This is a genomic window from Klebsiella sp. K-3 (assembly GCF_051207495.1).
Lineage (GTDB): Bacteria > Pseudomonadota > Gammaproteobacteria > Enterobacterales > Enterobacteriaceae > Klebsiella > Klebsiella aerogenes.
The window spans coordinates 49,849-68,360 of sequence record NZ_JBPNXF010000016.1; the positions used below are offsets into that span (position 1 = coordinate 49,849).

General features: G+C 56.0%; 17 protein-coding genes. 11 read left to right on the top strand and 6 right to left on the bottom strand.

From position 1 onward, the window contains the following. The first annotated feature begins 24 nt into the window (after window positions 1-24). The 3 genes from uvrD to corA all read left to right on the top strand — a co-directional run bounded on the left by uvrD (window position 25) and on the right by corA (window position 3,493). Entirely contained in the window at window positions 25-2,187 is a 2,163-nt protein-coding gene (gene uvrD / locus ACSEMK_RS21970) for a DNA helicase II (RefSeq protein ID WP_015368861.1), read from the top strand. 148 nt (window positions 2,188-2,335) lie between these two features. Beyond that, window positions 2,336-2,392: a YsgD/CorL family protein gene (gene ysgD / locus ACSEMK_RS21975; RefSeq protein ID WP_349815745.1), complete on the top strand. Its 57-nt coding sequence runs from the start codon at window positions 2,336-2,338 to the stop codon at window positions 2,390-2,392. A 150-nt stretch (window positions 2,393-2,542) separates the two neighbouring features. Beyond that, on the top strand, window positions 2,543-3,493 hold the full coding sequence (gene corA / locus ACSEMK_RS21980) for a magnesium/cobalt transporter CorA (protein ID WP_002883400.1): 951 nt from the start codon (window positions 2,543-2,545) through the stop codon (window positions 3,491-3,493). An 88-nt stretch (window positions 3,494-3,581) separates the two neighbouring features. Here corA and rarD read toward each other — a convergent pair whose 3' ends face one another. Both rarD and yigI read right to left on the bottom strand, forming a co-directional pair. After that, complete coding sequence (gene rarD / locus ACSEMK_RS21985; protein ID WP_113374973.1) at window positions 3,582-4,475, bottom strand: EamA family transporter RarD; 894 nt, start codon at window positions 4,473-4,475, stop codon at window positions 3,582-3,584. 48 nt (window positions 4,476-4,523) lie between these two features. Beyond that, window positions 4,524-4,988 (bottom strand): acyl-CoA thioesterase YigI, encoded by a 465-nt coding sequence (yigI, locus tag ACSEMK_RS21990; RefSeq protein WP_004097567.1) that lies wholly within the window; start codon window positions 4,986-4,988, stop codon window positions 4,524-4,526. Window positions 4,989-5,143: 155 nt separating this feature from the next. On the opposite strand from yigI, the gene pldA reads away from it, so the two are divergent. The 3 genes from pldA (at window position 5,144) to rhtC (ending at window position 8,592) form a co-directional block, all read left to right on the top strand. Beyond that, the gene (gene pldA / locus ACSEMK_RS21995) at window positions 5,144-6,016 is read left to right on the top strand and encodes a phospholipase A (RefSeq protein ID WP_430915463.1); all 873 of its coding nucleotides are present in this window, start codon (window positions 5,144-5,146) and stop codon (window positions 6,014-6,016) included. Window positions 6,017-6,083: 67 nt separating this feature from the next. After that, the gene (recQ, locus tag ACSEMK_RS22000) at window positions 6,084-7,910 is read left to right on the top strand and encodes an ATP-dependent DNA helicase RecQ (protein ID WP_015368858.1); all 1,827 of its coding nucleotides are present in this window, start codon (window positions 6,084-6,086) and stop codon (window positions 7,908-7,910) included. A gap of 61 nt (window positions 7,911-7,971) precedes the next feature. Continuing rightward, window positions 7,972-8,592, top strand: a complete 621-nt coding sequence (rhtC, locus tag ACSEMK_RS22005) for a threonine export protein RhtC (protein WP_308958004.1) — start codon at window positions 7,972-7,974, stop codon at window positions 8,590-8,592. Between the two features lie 47 nt (window positions 8,593-8,639). Here rhtC and ACSEMK_RS22010 read toward each other — a convergent pair whose 3' ends face one another. Both ACSEMK_RS22010 and rhtB read right to left on the bottom strand, forming a co-directional pair. Further along, window positions 8,640-9,572 (bottom strand): Rpn family recombination-promoting nuclease/putative transposase, encoded by a 933-nt coding sequence (locus ACSEMK_RS22010; RefSeq protein ID WP_113374976.1) that lies wholly within the window; start codon window positions 9,570-9,572, stop codon window positions 8,640-8,642. A gap of 162 nt (window positions 9,573-9,734) precedes the next feature. Continuing rightward, window positions 9,735-10,355 carry a homoserine/homoserine lactone efflux protein gene (gene rhtB / locus ACSEMK_RS22015; protein ID WP_015368855.1) on the bottom strand — a complete coding sequence of 207 codons (621 nt, stop codon included), beginning with the start codon at window positions 10,353-10,355 and terminating at the stop codon, window positions 9,735-9,737. Window positions 10,356-10,464: 109 nt separating this feature from the next. Between rhtB and pldB the strand changes: the two genes are divergently transcribed. The 3 genes from pldB (at window position 10,465) to ACSEMK_RS22030 (ending at window position 13,290) form a co-directional block, all read left to right on the top strand. After that, window positions 10,465-11,457, top strand: a complete 993-nt coding sequence (pldB, locus tag ACSEMK_RS22020) for a lysophospholipase L2 (protein WP_045378727.1) — start codon at window positions 10,465-10,467, stop codon at window positions 11,455-11,457. 44 nt (window positions 11,458-11,501) lie between these two features. Next, complete coding sequence (yigL, locus tag ACSEMK_RS22025; RefSeq protein ID WP_015368853.1) at window positions 11,502-12,302, top strand: sugar/pyridoxal phosphate phosphatase YigL; 801 nt, start codon at window positions 11,502-11,504, stop codon at window positions 12,300-12,302. A gap of 88 nt (window positions 12,303-12,390) precedes the next feature. Continuing rightward, complete coding sequence (locus ACSEMK_RS22030; RefSeq protein WP_430915464.1) at window positions 12,391-13,290, top strand: carboxylate/amino acid/amine transporter; 900 nt, start codon at window positions 12,391-12,393, stop codon at window positions 13,288-13,290. Here the strand turns inward: ACSEMK_RS22030 and metR are convergent. Then, the gene (gene metR / locus ACSEMK_RS22035; RefSeq protein WP_015703991.1) at window positions 13,178-14,131 is read right to left on the bottom strand and encodes an HTH-type transcriptional regulator MetR; all 954 of its coding nucleotides are present in this window, start codon (window positions 14,129-14,131) and stop codon (window positions 13,178-13,180) included. The genes ACSEMK_RS22030 and metR overlap by 113 nt on opposite strands. Window positions 14,132-14,248: 117 nt before the next feature. On the opposite strand from metR, the gene metE reads away from it, so the two are divergent. Then, window positions 14,249-16,513: a 5-methyltetrahydropteroyltriglutamate--homocysteine S-methyltransferase gene (gene metE, locus ACSEMK_RS22040; protein WP_430915465.1), complete on the top strand. Its 2,265-nt coding sequence runs from the start codon at window positions 14,249-14,251 to the stop codon at window positions 16,511-16,513. A gap of 59 nt (window positions 16,514-16,572) precedes the next feature. On the opposite strand, the gene ACSEMK_RS22045 is transcribed toward metE, so the two are convergent. Further along, the gene (locus ACSEMK_RS22045) at window positions 16,573-17,385 is read right to left on the bottom strand and encodes a dienelactone hydrolase family protein (RefSeq protein WP_063414943.1); all 813 of its coding nucleotides are present in this window, start codon (window positions 17,383-17,385) and stop codon (window positions 16,573-16,575) included. 265 nt (window positions 17,386-17,650) lie between these two features. On the opposite strand from ACSEMK_RS22045, the gene udp reads away from it, so the two are divergent. Further along, a complete protein-coding gene (gene udp / locus ACSEMK_RS22050; RefSeq protein ID WP_004181652.1) occupies window positions 17,651-18,412 on the top strand; it encodes a uridine phosphorylase in 762 nt (253 codons plus the stop codon). Window positions 18,413-18,512: the final 100 nt, after the last annotated feature.

Genomic DNA, 18,512 nt, shown 5'->3' on the forward strand with positions numbered 1-18,512 from the left:
ACCCCTTCTCTTCCGGCGGTGCCAATGGACGTTTCTTACCTGCTCGACAGCCTTAATGACAAACAGCGTGAAGCCGTAGCGGCCTCGCGCACCAATATGCTGGTTCTGGCAGGGGCGGGCAGTGGTAAGACGCGCGTACTGGTGCACCGTATCGCCTGGCTGCTGAGCGTAGAGAACTGCTCGCCATATTCCATTATGGCGGTGACCTTTACCAACAAAGCGGCGGCGGAGATGCGCCACCGTATCGGCCAACTGATGGGAACCACCCAGGGCGGTATGTGGGTCGGCACCTTCCACGGCCTGGCCCATCGCCTCCTACGCGCCCATCATCTGGATGCCAACCTGCCGCAGGATTTCCAAATCCTCGATAGCGAAGACCAGCTACGCCTGCTGAAGCGCCTGATTAAGGCGATGAACCTGGATGAGAAGCAATGGCCGCCGCGTCAGGCGATGTGGTACATCAACAGCCAAAAAGATGAAGGGCTGCGCCCGCACCATATTCAGAGCTACGGCAACCCGGTCGAACAGACCTGGCAGAAGGTGTATCAGGCCTATCAGGAAGCCTGCGATCGCGCCGGGCTGGTGGACTTCGCCGAGCTGCTGCTGCGCGCGCACGAGCTGTGGCTGAACAAACCGCACATCCTGCAGCACTACCGCGAGCGCTTCACCAATATTCTCGTCGACGAATTCCAGGATACCAACAACATTCAATATGCCTGGATCCGCCTGCTGGCGGGCGATACCGGCAAAGTGATGATTGTCGGCGATGATGACCAGTCGATTTACGGCTGGCGCGGCGCGCAGGTCGAAAACATTCAGCGCTTCCTTAATGACTTCCCCGGCGCGGAAACCATCCGCCTGGAGCAAAATTACCGTTCGACCAGCAATATTCTCAGCGCGGCTAACGCCCTGATTGAAAATAACAACGGGCGATTGGGCAAAAAACTGTGGACCGACGGCGCCGACGGTGAGCCCATTTCGCTGTACTGCGCCTTCAACGATCTCGATGAAGCGCGTTTCGTCGTTAACCGAATTAAAACCTGGCAGGAGAACGGCGGAGCGCTGGAGCAGTGCGCCATCCTCTATCGTAGTAACGCCCAGTCGCGCGTGCTGGAAGAGGCGCTGCTGCAGGCCAGCATGCCTTACCGTATCTACGGCGGCATGCGCTTCTTCGAACGTCAGGAAATCAAAGATGCGCTCTCTTATCTGCGCCTGATTGCCAACCGCAACGATGACGCGGCGTTTGAGCGTGTGGTCAATACGCCTACCCGCGGCATCGGCGATCGTACTCTGGATGTGGTGCGCCAGACCTCGCGCGATCGTCAGCTGACGCTGTGGCAGGCCTGCCGCGAGCTGCTGAAAGAGAAAGCGCTGGCTGGCCGCGCTGCCAGCGCGCTGCAGCGCTTTATGGAGCTTATCGACGCGCTGGCGCAGGAAACCGCCGATATGCCATTGCATGTCCAGACTGACCGGGTCATTAAAGATTCCGGCCTGCGTATGATGTATGAGCAGGAGAAAGGCGAGAAGGGCCAGACCCGTATCGAAAACCTGGAAGAACTGGTGACGGCGACGCGCCAGTTCAGCTACAACGAAGAAGATGAAGATCTCATGCCGCTGCAGGCGTTCCTCTCCCACGCCGCGCTGGAAGCCGGCGAAGGGCAGGCGGATACCTGGCAGGATGCGGTACAGCTGATGACTCTGCACTCGGCGAAAGGGCTGGAGTTCCCGCAGGTGTTTATCGTCGGTGTTGAAGAGGGGATGTTCCCGAGCCAGATGGCGCTTGATGAGGGCGGTCGTCTGGAGGAAGAGCGTCGTCTGGCCTACGTCGGCGTGACGCGCGCGATGCAGAAACTGACGCTGACCTACGCCGAAACCCGTCGTTTGTACGGCAAAGAGGTTTACCATCGCCCATCGCGCTTTATCGGCGAGCTGCCGGAAGAGTGCGTGGAAGAGGTGCGGCTGCGGGCGACGGTGAGCCGCCCGGTTAACCATCAGCGCCTCGGTACTCCGGTGGCGGAGAACGATACCGGCTATAAGCTGGGCCAGCGGGTTCGGCATCCGAAGTTCGGCGAAGGCACCATCGTAAACCTTGAGGGCAGCGGTGAACATAGCCGGCTGCAGGTGGCATTCCAGGGGCAGGGAATTAAATGGCTGGTTGCCGCCTACGCCCGGCTGGAAACGGTGTAACTTTAAGAAAAATATAATTTTTTTGTAATAATCTGCTAGCCTTATATGCTAAAGGGCAGGATTTGCTCTTTAGCGTTCCCTTGCGTGTTGACGCCGTTTTGGCGCTGGCGTAACATGCGCGCACGATTACGCTAAGAGGACATTCGCCTTGGACACACCCAGTAGATGCTGGCTCAACTTCCTGTCATTCAGGAACAACTCCTAAGGCTATCCCCTTATGCCGATAGCCTTAGCGGTTGTCGGCGACTCGTCCTATCCCCGTCGCTCTGAGTCAGGCTTAATGGTCTGAAACCCAAATAGTTTCTGTGTGCCCATCGAACTGTCCGATAAATTTTTTGTATTGGGAGTCCCGGTCATGCTGAGCGCATTTCAACTGGAAAATAATCGTTTAACGCGCCTTGAGGCCGATGAGATCAAGCATCTTGCCAGCTCGGTGTGGGTCGATCTGGTCGAGCCAGACGATGACGAACGTAGCCGTGTGCAAACGGAGCTAGGCCAGAACCTGGCGACGCGCCCGGAACTGGAAGACATCGAAGCGTCAGCGCGTTTCTTTGAAGACGAAGATGGTTTACACATCCACTCCTTTTTCTTTTTCGAAGATGCTGACGATCACGCCGGTAACTCAACCGTGGCGTTTACTATCCGCGAAGGCCGCCTGTTTACCCTGCGCGAGCGTGAACTGCCCGCTTTTCGCCTGTACCGCATGCGCGTGCGTAACCAGACGCTGGTCGACGGCAACGCCTATGAGCTGCTGTTAGACCTGTTCGAGACCAAAATCGAACAGCTGGCGGATGAAATAGAAAACATCTACAGCGACCTGGAAAAGCTGAGCCGCGTGATTATGGAAGGCCACCAGGGCGACGAGTACGACGAAGCGCTGTCGACGCTGGCGGAACTGGAAGATATCGGCTGGAAGGTTCGCCTCTGTCTGATGGATACCCAGCGCGCGCTCAACTTCCTCGTGCGCAAGGCGCGCCTGCCGGCAGGCCAGCTGGAACAGGCGCGAGAGATCCTGCGAGATATCGAATCCCTGCTGCCGCACAACGAATCGCTGTTCCAGAAGGTGAACTTCCTGATGCAGGCGGCGATGGGCTTTATCAACATCGAGCAGAACCGCATTATCAAGATCTTCTCGGTGGTCTCAGTGGTGTTCCTGCCGCCGACGCTGGTGGCGTCCAGCTATGGGATGAACTTTGAGTTTATGCCGGAACTCCACTGGAGCTTTGGTTATCCGGGAGCCATCGTGTTTATGATGTTGGCCGGCCTGGCGCCGTATCTCTACTTCAAGCGTAAAAACTGGCTGTAGTTGTTGTGCCGGATGCGCTTCGCTTATCCGGGCCTACGTGTTGTGCTTTTGTAGGCCGGATAAGGCGTAGCCGACATCGGGTAATATCCTATCCCCGACGCCCCCGTCTTTGCGTATATACCGCATCCATCACGAATATCGCCAGCGCCACCCAGATAAAGGCGAAGGTTACCATTTTATCCGTGCCCGGCACTTCACCGTAGAACGTTACCGCCAGCAGGAACATCAGCGTCGGGCCGATGTACTGGAAAAAGCCCAACGTCGACAAGCGCAGGCGGGTCGCCGCGCCGGTGAAGCACAGCAGGGGGATGGTGGTTACCACGCCCGCGGCCATTAGCAGCAAATTGAGCGACCAGGGGTTGTCTCCCATATGGCTGGTTGGGCTATCGGTGATGCCGAAAAGCCAGATCGCCGCCACTGGCAGCAGCCATAGCGTTTCCACCAACATGCCGGTCTGCGCATCGACGGCGATTTTCTTACGTACCAGTCCGTAGAAGGCAAAGCTGAAGGCTAGCCCAAGGCCGATTACCGGCAGTGAGCCAAAGGTCCACAACTGCACCAGCACGCCGCAGAAGGCGAGGATCACCGCCAACCACTGCAGCCGACGAAAGCGTTCGCCGAGGAAAACCATCCCGAGCACGATATTAACCAGCGGGTTAATAAAGTAGCCGAGGCTGGCTTCCAGCATATGGTGGTTATTGACCGCCCAGATAAAGAGCAGCCAGTTGCCGCCGACCAGCACTGCAGAGAGCGCGAGCAGGAAGATCTTGCGCGGGGTTTTTAGCAGTTTTTTTACCTGCGGCCACTGGCGGCTGACGCTGATGAGCGCCACCATGAAAAAGAAAGACCAGATCACGCGATGCGTGAGGATTTCATCGGCGGGAACGTAGTAAATAAGTTTGAAGTACGCCGGTGCGATACCCCAGATAAAATAGGCGGCCAGCGCCAGCATAACGCCCAGCCGCGTTTGTTTTGCGTCCATTGGTAGAATCCATTGCCAAAGAGAGTGATGTTACTCGATCTGCGGCAATCAACCCACCATATAGGTGGCCGTGGCGCTGGCGATATAAACCTGCTCTTCGTTATGCAGCTCGACGCGGGCCACCGCGACTTTGTTTCCAGCGCGCAGCAGGCTGCTGGTGGCGGTAAAGCGCTCGCCGCGGCCAGGGCGTAAGTAATCGACGCGCAAATCGATAGTTCCCATCCGCGAGAGGCGCTGGCGCAGCTCTTCTTCATTGATAGTGTCATGGCGAGTCAGGGTGCTGCCGACGCAGACCAGCCCAGCGGCGACATCCAGCGCAGAGGCGATAACGCCGCCGTGCAGGATACTCTGTGCCCAGTTGCCAACCATCATCGGCTGATTATTAAAGCTGAGCTGGGCAAATTCCTTTTCATAACGCTCCAGCTCAAGCCCCAGCGCGCGGTTAAAAGGCATGTGATAAACAAAAATCTCTCCCACCAGCTTTAGCGCGGCGGCGGCGGTCAGTTCAGACATAGCAGAGGTCCATTTCGTTAATGAAATGTTGATTTTATGCTTCAAAAATATTGATTTCCACTTTCGGAGGCGATAACGCAGCGGGAGGTGGATAAATAGGTAGAATGGCAGCAGGACAAAACATTAAATAAGAACCCTTCTTCAGGAGAACAGTAATGCGTATCTCTTTAGCCTGGCTGCTGGCGCTTAGCGCGCTGCCGGCGGGCGTTCTGGCGCAGGACGCGCCGATTGAACAATCCGTTCATGACAAACCCGCGGTACGGGGCAGTATTATCGCCAACCTGCTGCAGGACCATGATAATCCGTTCCTGCTTTATCCTTATGAGAGCAACTATCTGCTCTATACGTGGACCAGCGATCTCAATAAAGAGGCTATTCGTAGTTACGACTGGGCAGATGACGCGCGTAAGGATGAGGTGAAGTTCCAGCTCAGCCTGGCATTCCCGTTATGGCGCGGCATTCTCGGCGATAATTCGCTGCTTGGCGCCTCCTATACGCAAAAATCCTGGTGGCAGCTCTCTAACAGTAAAGGCTCGGCGCCGTTTCGCGAAACTAACTACGAGCCTCAGCTCTTCCTTGGCTTCGCGACGGATTATGAGTTTGCCGGCTGGACCTTGCGCGATATCGAAGTCGGCTATAACCACGACTCTAACGGCCGTTCCGATCCAACGTCACGTAGCTGGAACCGCCTGTATACTCGCCTGATGGCGCAAAACGGTAACTGGCTAGTTGAAGTGAAGCCGTGGTATGTGGTCGGCAGCACCGATGATAACCCGGATATTACGAAATACTTGGGGTACTACCGCCTGAAGATTGGCTACCAGCTGGGGGAAGCTATTTTTAGCGCTCAGGGGCAATATAACTGGAATACGGGCTACGGCGGCGCGGAAATCGGGGTCAGTTACCCTATTACCAAACACGTGCGCGCCTATACTCAGGTGTACAGCGGTTATGGCGAGTCGCTCATCGACTATAACTTCAATCAGACGCGGGTCGGCGTCGGCGTGATGCTCAACGATCTGTTTTAATCGTTGCACTCTGGCTCTCAGGCGCTGAAAATAGCGCCTGTTTTCTTTTCAGGCGGATGGGGTCAACGTGGCACAGGCGGAAGTATTAAATCAGGAATCGCTGGCTAAGCAGGTTTTACAAGAGACCTTCGGCTACCAGCAGTTCCGCCCGGGCCAGGAATCGATCATCGCCACGGCGCTGGAAGGCCGCGATTGCCTGGTGGTGATGCCGACCGGCGGCGGTAAGTCGCTGTGCTATCAGGTGCCTGCATTGGTGCTAGGCGGCCTGACGGTTGTCGTGTCGCCGCTGATTTCGCTGATGAAAGACCAGGTCGATCAGCTGCTGGCTAACGGCGTCGCCGCGGCTTGTCTTAACTCGACTCAGAGCCGCGAGCAGCAGCAAGAGGTGATGGCGGGGTGCCGCAGCGGGCAGATTCGTCTGCTGTATATCGCGCCGGAACGCCTGATGCTGGACAACTTCCTGGAGCATCTGAGCCACTGGAACTTAGCGATGCTGGCGGTGGATGAGGCGCACTGTATCTCGCAGTGGGGCCATGATTTCCGCCCGGAATATGCCGCGTTGGGCCAGCTGCGTCAGCGGATGCCGCATATTCCGTTTATGGCGCTCACCGCCACCGCGGATGACACCACCCGCCGCGATATTGTTCGCCTGCTGGGGCTTAACGATCCGCTGATTCAGGTTAGTAGCTTCGATCGCCCCAATATCCGCTATATGCTGATGGAGAAATTTAAGCCGCTCGATCAGTTGATGCGATACGTCCAGGATCAGCGCGGTAAATCAGGGATTATCTACTGCAACAGCCGTTCTAAAGTTGAAGACACCGCAGCCAGGCTGCAAAGCCGCGGCATCAGCGCGGCGGCCTATCATGCTGGCCTGGAAAATGATATTCGTGCCGACGTGCAGGAGAAATTCCAGCGTGACGATCTGCAGATCGTGGTGGCGACGGTGGCCTTCGGTATGGGCATTAACAAGCCGAACGTCCGCTTTGTGGTGCACTTTGATATCCCGCGCAATATTGAATCCTATTATCAGGAAACCGGCCGCGCCGGGCGTGACGGCCTGCCGGCGGAAGCGATGCTGTTTTACGATCCGGCGGATATGGCGTGGCTGCGCCGCTGCCTGGAGGAGAAGCCCGCCGGGCCGCTGCAGGATATTGAACGTCATAAGCTGAATGCGATGGGCGCCTTCGCCGAAGCGCAGACCTGTCGCCGTTTGGTGCTGCTGAACTATTTTGGCGAAGGGCGCCAGGAGCCGTGCGGCAACTGTGATATCTGCCTTGACCCGCCAAAGCAGTACGATGGCTTAATGGACGCGCGCAAGGCGCTTTCAACTATTTACCGGGTGAATCAACGCTTCGGGATGGGCTACGTGGTTGAAGTACTCCGCGGCGCCAACAATCAGCGTATCCGCGACCTGAACCACGATAAACTGCCGGTTTACGGTATTGGTCGCGAGCAGAGCCACGAGCACTGGGTGAGCGTGATTCGCCAGTTAATCCACCTCGGACTGGTGACGCAAAATATTGCCCAGCACTCCGCGCTGCAGCTCACCGAGGCCGCGCGTCCGGTACTGCGCGGTGAAGTCCCGCTGCAGCTCGCCGTGCCGCGTATCGTGGCGCTAAAACCGAAAGCGATGCAGAAATCCTTCGGCGGCAATTACGACCGCAAGCTGTTCGCCAAGCTGCGTAAATTACGTAAAGCGATTGCCGACGAGGAGAACATCCCGCCATACGTCGTCTTTAACGACGCGACGCTTATTGAGATGGCCGAACAGTCGCCGCTTACCGCCGGGGAGATGCTTAGCGTCAACGGCGTGGGGACTCGCAAGCTTGAGCGCTTCGGTAAAGAATTCATGGCGCTGATACGTGCTCATGTCGATGGCGATGATGAGTAGTCAGCCGCGGGAAAAGGTGCCAGAATAGTTTCCTTCTTCACTATTTCCCTGCGAGTTAAACATGTTGATGCTTTTTCTCACCGTGGCGCTGGTGCACATCATTGCGCTAATGAGTCCAGGGCCGGATTTTTTCTTCGTTTCGCAAACCGCGGTGAGCCGCTCGCGCAAAGAGGCGATGATGGGCGTGCTGGGGATCACCGGCGGCGTGATGGTCTGGGCGGGCGTCGCGCTGCTCGGCTTGCATCTGATTATCGAGAAAATGGCCTGGCTGCATACGTTGATTATGGTCGGCGGTGGGCTGTATCTGTGCTGGATGGGCTATCAAATGCTGCGCGGCGCGCTGAAGAAAAACGACATTGTTGCGGCGGAACCGCAGGTTGAGCTGGCGCGTAGCGGGCGCAGTTTCCTGAAGGGCCTGCTGACTAACCTCGCCAACCCGAAAGCGATTATCTACTTCGGATCGGTCTTCTCGCTGTTCGTTGGCGATAACATCGGCGCCGGGGCGCGTTGGGGAATTTTCCTGCTGATCGTCCTTGAAACGCTGGCGTGGTTCACCATCGTAGCCAGCCTCTTCGCACTGCCGAAAATGCGCCGCGGCTATCAGCGGATGGCAAAGTGGATAGACGGCATCGCAGGAACCCTGTTTGCCGGTTTCGGCATTCATCTGATTATTTCGCGCTAACTCGTAATGCGATTATCCACCCGATTGGTTGCCGGGTGGGGCAGACATTAGTGACGAAGGCGCTGTAGTTCATCCCTGGTCAAACCGGTCATTTCCAGGATGGCATCGTCATCCATGCCGCGATTGAGCATCGCTGCGGCGACCTGTAAAAGGGCCTGTAGTTTTCCTTCTTTGATGCCTTCTTTGATGCCTTCTTTAATACCTTCTTTAATACCTTTCTCTCTGCCTTCTGCGAGCCACGTTTCTGCCAGAGTCATTAGCATTCCTCCATGCTGCGGCACACGCTGTGCCAGCCCATACAATAGCGCCCGAATATCCTGAGCTTCTCCCGCCTGAGCCATATATTTTATCAGCACGGCGATTTGTTGTCCGCTCATCTGCTCCAACATTAAGAGGTGGGTCAACTTGTCCAGCAGTTGTGCCATATCGCGCTGGCGAATATGTTTTTGTACCAGCGTAAGCGCCGCCATACTGCGGTGGCGCATAATTTCGTCATCAGGGATCACTGTAATATCGACAAGCGGAAATGCACCTGAATAGAGCTGATGGGCAAGCATCGAGTCGTCAAAATTATCCAGCCAGTTCAGCGACCAAGGATAGGGGCTGCGGCGTCCTTGATAAAAGAGAATGGGAATTACCAGCGGTAACGTTTTATGACCATTCTCCAGATGCCTCTGCATGGCGGCGATGGCGTAGCGCATCAGGCGGAATGCCATCAGTTTATCGGGTGAACTCTGGTGTTCTATCAGGACATGGATATACCCCGGGCCGCGGTTTGTCTCCAGCGAATAAAGAATATCGCTGTAGTAGGGCCGCAGGTCATCTTCCAGAAAACTCCCGGATTCCAGGCGAAGTGTATCCAGTTTGCAAACCTGAATTAACGCCGGCGGAAGGTGGATCTCAATAAAATCGCGCGCCGTTTCTACCCGCGACAGAAAGGTCTTAAAGACTGCATCATGAGGGGTTGCCGTTTCCGCCATTTTCGTTCATCCGTGAATAAACCCAATGGCGGCATTCTGGCACTGAAAAGGCGGGGCCGACAGCGCGTGGATAAAGTCTCTCTCATGTTTGCGCGCCAGCACGCGTGATAATACGACTAAGGCCGCAAATGGCGCAGCGCTGTGCGAGCAAGATTCCAGTATTCAGGCGTGACGGGCGGAAGCGAGCAGCGCACCCACCAGCATAAACAGCGAACCAAACACTTTATTCAGCGCCTTCATCTGCTTCGGACCTTTAATCCAGGCCGCAATGCGCTGCGCCAGCGTCGCGTAACCGATCATCACAATGATATCGACTACGATAGTGGTGACGCCGAGTACCAGGTACTGCATCACCTGCGGCTGATGCGGTACGATGAACTGGGGAAATAGTGCGGCGAGGAAGACGATACTTTTTGGGTTGGTCAGATTGACGAACACCGCGCGTTTATAGAGCTTACCGCGGCTTTGAGTTCGCGCCAGCGTATTCAGGTCGATTGAACCCGCCGCCCGCCATTGCTGAATCCCCAGCCAGATAAGATAGGCCGCGCCCGCCCATTTCAACACTTCAAATGCCAGTACCGAGCGTGAGAAGAGCGTACCCAAACCGACGCCGACCAGCACGATATGAATGGCCAACCCGGTTTGCAGGCCGGCAATAGAGGCCGCCGCGCCGCGATAGCCGTGGTTGATGGATGTGGTCATGGTATTGATCGCGCCGGAACCCGGCGACAGGCTGAGAATGATTGATGTCAGCAGATAAGCGAACCACCACTCGAAGGTCATGAGAATCTCCCTGATTGTCTATTTTTATGCCACAATACGCTATTGCATCAGCATTGTGTGATGTGCGACAAAAAAACGATTTTCAGCGGTTAACAGGGGTGTAAACCCGATGTTTGGGCAGCAAAAGGACTGGGACACACGAGAAAACGCGTTTGCGGCCTTTACCATGGGGCCGCTGACGGATTTTTGGCATCAGCGGGAAGAAGCTGAATTTACGGGCGTCGATAAGGTTCCGGTACGCTTTGTGCGCTTTTGTGCCGCAAATAACGACCGGCTGGTGGTCATTTGCCCCGGCCGCATCGAAAGCTACGTGAAGTACGCCGAACTAGCCTACGATCTCTTCCACAGCGGCTTTGACGTGATGATTATCGATCACCGCGGTCAGGGTCGCTCCGGTAGGTTGCTGTCTGATACCCACCGCGGTCATGTTGTGCGCTTTAGCGATTATGTTGACGATCTGGCTGCGCTCTGGCAGCAGGAAGTGGTTCCCGGCCACTGGCGTAAACGTTTTATTCTCGCCCACTCGATGGGCGGCGCCATTGCCACGCTGTTCTTGCAGCGTCACCGGCAGCATTGCGACGCCATTGCCTTATGCGCGCCAATGTTTGGCATCATCATGCGCCTGCCTGACTGGATGGTGCGCCATATTCTCGACTGGGCTGAGGGCCATCAGCGTATTCGCGAAGAGTATGCCATCGGTACGGGCCGCTGGCGGGCGCTGCCGTTTTCGCTCAATGTATTGACTCATAGCCGCCAGCGCTATCGTCGCAACCTGCGTTTTTATGCTGACGATCCGCGGCTACGCGTTGGCGGGCCAACCTATCACTGGGTGCGCGAAGGTATTCTGGCCGGTGAAGAGATATTGTCCGGCGTCGAGAAAGACACGACTCCGACGTTATTGATTCAGGCTGAGGATGAAAGGGTGGTCGATAATCTGATGCACGACCGCTATTGTGAACTCCGTTCCGCTGCCGGGCACCCTTGTGAAGGCGATAAGCCGCTCGTTATTGAAGGGGCATATCACGAGATCCTTTTTGAAAAGGACGCTATGCGCTCAGTCGCGCTAAATGCCATCGTCGATTTTTTCAATCGACATACTTAATCCGACGATAGATCTCGTCGCCCTGCTTAGAGGTTAAATTTTTTATGTACCAGGTTGTTGCGTCTGATTTAGATGGCACGCTGCTTTCCCCCGACCATTTCCTCACCCCTTATGCCAAAGAGACGCTGAAGCTACTCACCGCGCGCGGGATAAATTTCGTCTTCGCCACTGGCCGCCACTACATCGATGTGGGGCAGATCCGCGATAATCTCGGCATTAAGTCGTACATGATCACCTCTAACGGCGCGCGGGTACATGATAGTGAAGGAAAACAAATCTTCGCCCATAACCTCGACCGCGATATCGCCAGCGATCTGTTTGAGATGGTGCGTAACGATGTGAAGATTGTGACCAACGTCTATCGTGAAGATGAATGGTTTATGAATCGCCATCGCCCGGAAGAGATGCGCTTCTTCAAAGAGGCGGTATTCAACTACAAGCTTTATGAACCGGGCGAGCTGGATGCGGATGGCATCAGCAAAGTTTTCTTCACCTGTGAAGATCATGAACATTTGCTGCCGCTTGAGCAGGCTATCAACGCGCGCTGGGGCGACCGCGTCAATGTGAGTTTCTCCACGCTAACTTGTCTTGAAGTAATGGCCGGCGGTGTTTCGAAGGGACATGCGCTGGAGGCCGTTGCGAAAATGCTCGGCTACAGCCTCAAGGAGTGTATCGCCTTTGGCGACGGCATGAACGACGCCGAGATGCTGTCGATGGCCGGTAAAGGCTGCATTATGGCAAACGCCCATCAGCGGTTGAAGGATTTGCATCCGGAGCTGGAAGTGATCGGCAGCAACGCCGACGATGCCGTACCGCATTACCTGCGCAAGTTATATCTCGATTGATAAACATTGACGACTGACTAATAAGTGGTCAGTCGTCAACCCTTCTCTCCGCTACAATGCCTGTTCTTTATTCAATGAGACGACCATTGTGGCGCTATTAATTATCACCACTATCCTGTGGGCCTTTTCTTTTAGCCTGATTGGCGAATACCTTGCCGGTAGCGTCGATAGCTATTTTTCCGTGCTGATGCGCGTGGGCCTGGCAGCGCTGGTGTTTTTGCCTTTCCTGCGTACGCGCGGCCAGTCTCCGTGCACCATCGTACTCTATATGCTAGTGGGGGCGATGCAGCTTGGCATCATGTATTTGCTGGCTTTCCGCGCCTATCTTTATCTGACGGTCTCGGAATTTCTGTTGTTTACGGTCTTTACCCCGCTGTATATCACCCTGATTTACGATCTGCTCAGCGGTCGTAAACTGCGCTGGGGCTATCTGCTTAGCGCGGCGCTGGCGGTGTTAGGGGCGGCGATCATCCGCTATGACAAAGTCAGCGATCATTTCTGGACCGGGCTATTGCTGGTGCAGTTGTCGAATATCTGCTTCGCCATCGGCATGGTGGGCTACAAGCGTTTGATGGAAGTCCGCCCGATGCCGCAACACAATGCTTTTGCCTGGTTCTATGCAGGCGCCTTTATTGTGGCGGTAGCGGCGTGGTTTATGCTGGGCAATCCGCAGAGGTTGCCGACCACCGACCTGCAGTGGGGAATCCTGGTCTGGCTTGGCGTGGTTGCTTCCGGATTGGGTTATTTCATGTGGAACTACGGCGCGACGCAGGTGGATGCCGGTACGTTGGGGATCATGAATAACGTTCACGTCCCCGCCGGGCTGTTGGTTAATCTCGCAATCTGGCAGGAGCAGCCTCACTGGCCAAGCTTTATCATTGGCGCGCTGGTAATCCTGGCTTCGCTATGGGTCCATCGCCGCTGGGTCGCTCCGCACTCCGTACAAACGGCAGATGATCGCAAGCGTGGTTCCGCGCTGAGCGAATAAACGCTTCTGTTACCGGCTGGCGTTGCTCGCCATCGCGCACTGCAGCATACAGCCGGCTCCACAGTCCTTCTCCCAGGGTTTTGGTGACAATCAAACCCTGGCGTTCAAAACTTTCCACCACCCAGTGCGGCAGGGCGGCGATACCCATTCGCGCGGCAACCATCTGAATCAACAGCAGCGTGTTATCGACACTTTTCAACTGCGGGCTGATCCCCGCCGGTTGCAGGAAGTGGCGCCAGATATCCAGTCGCCCGCGCTGTACCGGGTAAATCAGTAACGTTTCCGCAGCCAGATCCTCCGGGGAGATGCGCGTTTTCGCCGCCAGCGGATGTTCCGGAGCTAACACCAGACGAACTTCATAATCAAACATCGGTGAATAGTGCAGGCCGCTACGCGGCAAAATATCTGAGGTCATCACCAGATCGAGTTCACCCTGCTGCAGGGCTGGCTGCGGGTCAAAAGTGACGCCGGACTGAAAATCAACTTCCACCAGCGGCCAGCGGGCGCGGAAGCTTTCCAGCGCCGGGGTGAGCCATTGAATACAGCTATGGCACTCAATCGCCAGCCGCAGACGGGTTTGCTGTGGTTCATTGCAATCCTGTAGCGCGCGAGCGATCTGCGGCAGTACCTGATTGGCCAACTGCAGCAGAATTTCTCCTTGCGGCGTGAAGCGTAGCGGCTGGCTTTTACGCACAAACAAACGGAAACCAAGGCGCTGTTCCAGATCGCTAAACTGGTGGGACAGGGCCGACTGGGTTTGGTGCAGGGCTGCCGCCGCGCCCGCCAGCGAACCGCTGTTCCGCAACGCCTGTAGCGTTTTCAGGTGCTTAATCTCGATCATGAATGTCCTTCACTTCGGCATGAATAATTTGCGCTTGAGGAATATACAGTACCTTTACATTATGGATGTGTAAACATCTGGATGGCTAAATGCAAAAAATTCCATAAGGGGCATAACATGACAATCCTCAATCACACCCTCGGTTTTCCTCGCGTTGGCCTTCGCCGCGAGCTGAAAAAAGCGCAAGAGAGCTACTGGGCGGGCAACGCCACGCGTGAAGAGCTGTTGGCGGTAGGTCGCGAACTTCGCGCTCGTCACTGGGAGCAGCAGAAACAGGCTGGCATTGATCTGCTGCCGGTGGGCGATTTTGCCTGGTACGACCATGTTCTGACCACCAGCCTGCTGCTGGGCAACGTGCCGGCTCGTCATCAGAACAAAGACGGCACCGTCGATATCGATACTCTGTTCCGCATTGGTCGCGGTCGCGCGCCGACCGGCGAACCCGCTGCCGCCGCGGAAATGACCAAGTGGTTCAATACCAACTATCACTACATGGTGCCGGAATTTGTCCAGGGCCAGCAGTTCAAGCTGAGCTGGACCCAACTGCTGGATGAAGTGGACGAAGCGCTGGCGCTGGGCCACAAGATTAAGCCTGTACTGCTGGGGCCGGTAACCTATCTGTGGCTGGGCAAAGTAAAAGGCGAACAGTTTGACCGTTTAAGCCTGCTGAACGATATCCTTCCGGTTTACCAGCAGGTACTGGGCGAGCTGGCGAAACGCGGCATTGAGTGGGTGCAGATTGATGAACCGGCGCTGGTGCTGGAGCTGCCGCAAGCATGGCTGGATGCCTTTAAACGGGCTTATGAGGCCCTGCAGGGGCAGGTAAAACTACTGCTGACCACCTATTTTGAAGGGATCGCCGACAACCTTGATGTTATCACCGCGCTGCCGGTACAGGGGCTTCACGTCGATCTGGTGCATGGCAAAGATGATGTTGCTGAACTACATAAACGCCTGCCGGCCGACTGGCTGTTATCCGCCGGGCTGATCAACGGTCGTAACGTCTGGCGCGCCGATCTCGCGGAAAAATATGCGCAAATTAAGGCGATTGTCGGTCAACGTGCGCTGTGGATCGCTTCATCCTGCTCGCTGTTGCATAGCCCGATCGATCTGAGCGTAGAGACCCGTCTTGATGCCGAAGTAAAAAGTTGGTTTGCTTTCGCCCTGCAGAAGTGCGGCGAACTGGCGCTGCTGCGCGATGCGCTGAACAGCGGTGATACGACGGCGATCGAGGCGTGGAGCGCGCCAATCCAGGCTCGTCGCCATTCGACTCGCGTACACAACGCGGCAGTAGAAAAACGGTTGGCGGCAATCACTGCTCAGGACAGCCAGCGCGCCAGCCCTTATGCCGAGCGCGCACAGGCGCAGCGCAGGCGCTTTAACCTGCCAGCATGGCCGACGACGACGATCGGTTCATTCCCGCAGACAACCGAAATTCGTACCCTGCGGCTGGATTTCAAAAAAGGTAACCTCGACGCCAGCCATTATCGGACGGGTATTGCCGAACATATTAAGCAGGCGATCGTCGAACAAGAACGTCTGGGTTTAGACGTGCTGGTGCATGGAGAAGCCGAGCGTAACGACATGGTGGAGTATTTCGGTGAGCATCTGGACGGTTTCATCTTCACGCAAAACGGTTGGGTGCAAAGCTATGGCTCTCGCTGCGTGAAGCCGCCGGTGGTTATCGGCGACGTCAGCCGTCCGCAGGCGATCACCGTCGAATGGGCGAAGTACGCGCAGTCTCTTACCGACAAGCCGGTCAAAGGCATGTTGACCGGTCCGGTGACCATTCTGTGCTGGTCCTTCCCGCGCGAAGATGTCAGCCGTGAAACCATCGCGAAACAGATTGCGCTGGCGCTGCGCGATGAAGTGGCGGATCTGGAGGCGGCCGGTATCGGTATTATCCAGATTGATGAACCGGCGCTACGCGAAGGTCTGCCGCTGAAGCGCAGCGACTGGGATGCTTATCTACAGTGGGGTGTAGAAGCTTTTCGCATCAACGCCGCGGTTGCTAAGGATGACACCCAGATTCATACCCACATGTGTTATTGCGAGTTCAATGACATCATGGATTCTATCGCCGCGCTGGATGCCGACGTCATCACCATTGAAACCTCGCGTTCTGACATGGAACTGCTGGAGTCGTTTGAAGAGTTCGAATATCCAAACGAAATCGGCCCGGGCGTTTATGATATTCATTCGCCAAACGTACCGAGCGTGGAGTGGATTGAAGGGTTGCTGGAGAAGGCCGCGCAACGTATCCCGGCGGAGCGCTTGTGGGTTAACCCGGACTGCGGCCTGAAAACTCGCGGCTGGCCGGAAACCCGCGCCGCGCTGGCGAACATGGTGCAAGCGGCGCAGAATCTGCGCGAATCAGCCTGATAGATAGGCGGAAAACAACAGAGGAGGCCACGGCCTCCTCTTTTCATGTATCAGGCGAGTTACCCTTTTTTACCGCCATATTGAGCAAACCAGGCCAGCATTCGCTGCCAGCCGTCTTTGGCTGACTCTTCGTGATAGCTGGCGCGATAGTCGGCGTTAAAAGCGTGATCGGCCTCGGGATAGACCACGATCTCGGCGTTCGCATTCGCCGCCCGCAGCGCCTGGCGCATGGTCTCGACGGTATCCTGTGGAATGCTGGCGTCTTTAGCGCCGTACAGGCCAAGTACCGGCGCGTTGAGGTCGACGGCGATATCCACCGGGTGTTTTGGCGAATTCAGCGATTTTTCTCCCACCAGTTTGCCATACCAGGCGACGCCTGCCTTCAACTGCGGGTTATGCGCGGCATACAGCCAGGTGATGCGACCGCCCCAGCAGAAACCGGTGATAAGCAGACGATGGGCATCGCCGCCGTGGCGTGCCGCCCAACTGGCGACGTGGTCGAGATCCGCCAGCACCTGCGCGTCAGGCACCTTAGTGACCAGTTCTTTGAACAGAGTAGGGATATCGTTGTACTCATTCGGATCGCCCTGGCGGAAGTAGAGTTCTGGCGCAATCGCCAAATAGCCTTCCTGCGCCAGGCGGCGGCACAGATCGCGAATATGCTCATGTACGCCGAAAATTTCCTGCACCACGATAACGATCGGCAGCGGGCCGTCGGCGTTTTTCGGGCGGGCGTGATAGGCCGGCATATTCTCGCCCTGCGATGGGATCGAGGTTTCTCCGGCGACAATATGCTCATCCGACGTATGGACGGCGGTAGAGGCGTGCGGCGAGGCTGCAGGTGCGAATCCGGGTTGCTTGGTTGTGGTCATGGTATTCTCCGTACCCTTATTTATTAGCGCATCGATAAATATAGACTCTTAGACTGAACGTTAATAAAGCACAGTGCCTGAAAGCGGCTATCTTTTGTTCTGTGACCGCGAATATAACTTGTTAATGTGATGTGAATCACTATTTGTTGAAAAACAAATGCAATCATTGTTATGCATGGTGACTATCATCACAAAAATAAGCGAGTGGCTTCTGTAAAGTACCCTTTTGCTTCTGCTGATACTTCGACCCACAGAGGAGTTTTTTATGTCCAAGTCTGATGTTTTTCATCTCGGCCTCACTAAGAACGATTTACAAGGGGCTACGCTGGCTATCGTCCCTGGCGATCCGGAGCGTGTGGAAAAGATCGCCGCGCTGATGGATAAGCCGGTTAAGCTGGCATCACATCGTGAATTTACCTCCTGGCGCGCTGAGCTGGACGGCAAACCGGTGATTGTTTGCTCCACCGGTATCGGCGGCCCGTCGACCTCTATCGCCGTGGAAGAGCTGGCGCAGCTGGGAGTTCGTACCTTCCTGCGTATCGGCACCACCGGCGCGATTCAGCCGCATATCAATGTTGGCGATGTACTGGTGACGACCGGTTCTGTCCGTCTGGACGGCGCCAGCCTGCACTTTGCGCCGATGGAGTTCCCGGCCGTTGCTGACTTCGCCTGTACCACCGCGCTGGTGGAAGCGGCGAAATCAATCGGCGCGACTACGCATATCGGCGTGACTGCTTCCTCTGATACCTTCTATCCAGGCCAGGAGCGTTACGACACCTTCTCCGGCCGCGTCGTGAGCCGTTTCAAAGGCTCGATGGAAGAGTGGCAGGCAATGGGCGTCATGAACTATGAAATGGAATCCGCTACGCTGCTGACCATGTGCGCCAGCCAGGGCCTGCGCGCAGGGATGGTGGCAGGGGTTATCGTCAACCGTACCCAGCAAGAGATCCCTAACGCCGAAACCATGAAGCAAACCGAAAGCCACGCGGTAAAAATCGTTGTGGAAGCGGCGCGCCGTCTGCTGTAGTTCTTCTCTCTTTCTGACAGGGCCGGATCTTCCGGCCCTTCTTTTTTGCGTAGCGCCTCGCAGGAAAATCCTTTTCAACTGGACGTTTGTACAGCACAAT

What these genes read in the sequence shown, in the direction of transcription:
- uvrD (WP_015368861.1), top strand. Translation starts at nt 25, where the DNA reads ATGGACGTTTCTTACCTGCTCGACAGCCTTAATGACAAACAGCGTGAA.
- corA (WP_002883400.1), top strand. Translation starts at nt 2,543, where the DNA reads ATGCTGAGCGCATTTCAACTGGAAAATAATCGTTTAACGCGCCTTGAG.
- rarD (WP_113374973.1), bottom strand. Translation starts at nt 4,475, where the DNA reads ATGGACGCAAAACAAACGCGGCTGGGCGTTATGCTGGCGCTGGCCGCC.
- yigI (WP_004097567.1), bottom strand. Translation starts at nt 4,988, where the DNA reads ATGTCTGAACTGACCGCCGCCGCCGCGCTAAAGCTGGTGGGAGAGATT.
- pldA (WP_430915463.1), top strand. Translation starts at nt 5,144, where the DNA reads ATGCGTATCTCTTTAGCCTGGCTGCTGGCGCTTAGCGCGCTGCCGGCG.
- rhtC (WP_308958004.1), top strand. Translation starts at nt 7,972, where the DNA reads ATGTTGATGCTTTTTCTCACCGTGGCGCTGGTGCACATCATTGCGCTA.
- ACSEMK_RS22010 (WP_113374976.1), bottom strand. Translation starts at nt 9,572, where the DNA reads ATGGCGGAAACGGCAACCCCTCATGATGCAGTCTTTAAGACCTTTCTG.
- rhtB (WP_015368855.1), bottom strand. Translation starts at nt 10,355, where the DNA reads ATGACCTTCGAGTGGTGGTTCGCTTATCTGCTGACATCAATCATTCTC.
- pldB (WP_045378727.1), top strand. Translation starts at nt 10,465, where the DNA reads ATGTTTGGGCAGCAAAAGGACTGGGACACACGAGAAAACGCGTTTGCG.
- yigL (WP_015368853.1), top strand. Translation starts at nt 11,502, where the DNA reads ATGTACCAGGTTGTTGCGTCTGATTTAGATGGCACGCTGCTTTCCCCC.
- metR (WP_015703991.1), bottom strand. Translation starts at nt 14,131, where the DNA reads ATGATCGAGATTAAGCACCTGAAAACGCTACAGGCGTTGCGGAACAGC.
- metE (WP_430915465.1), top strand. Translation starts at nt 14,249, where the DNA reads ATGACAATCCTCAATCACACCCTCGGTTTTCCTCGCGTTGGCCTTCGC.
- ACSEMK_RS22045 (WP_063414943.1), bottom strand. Translation starts at nt 17,385, where the DNA reads ATGACCACAACCAAGCAACCCGGATTCGCACCTGCAGCCTCGCCGCAC.
- udp (WP_004181652.1), top strand. Translation starts at nt 17,651, where the DNA reads ATGTCCAAGTCTGATGTTTTTCATCTCGGCCTCACTAAGAACGATTTA.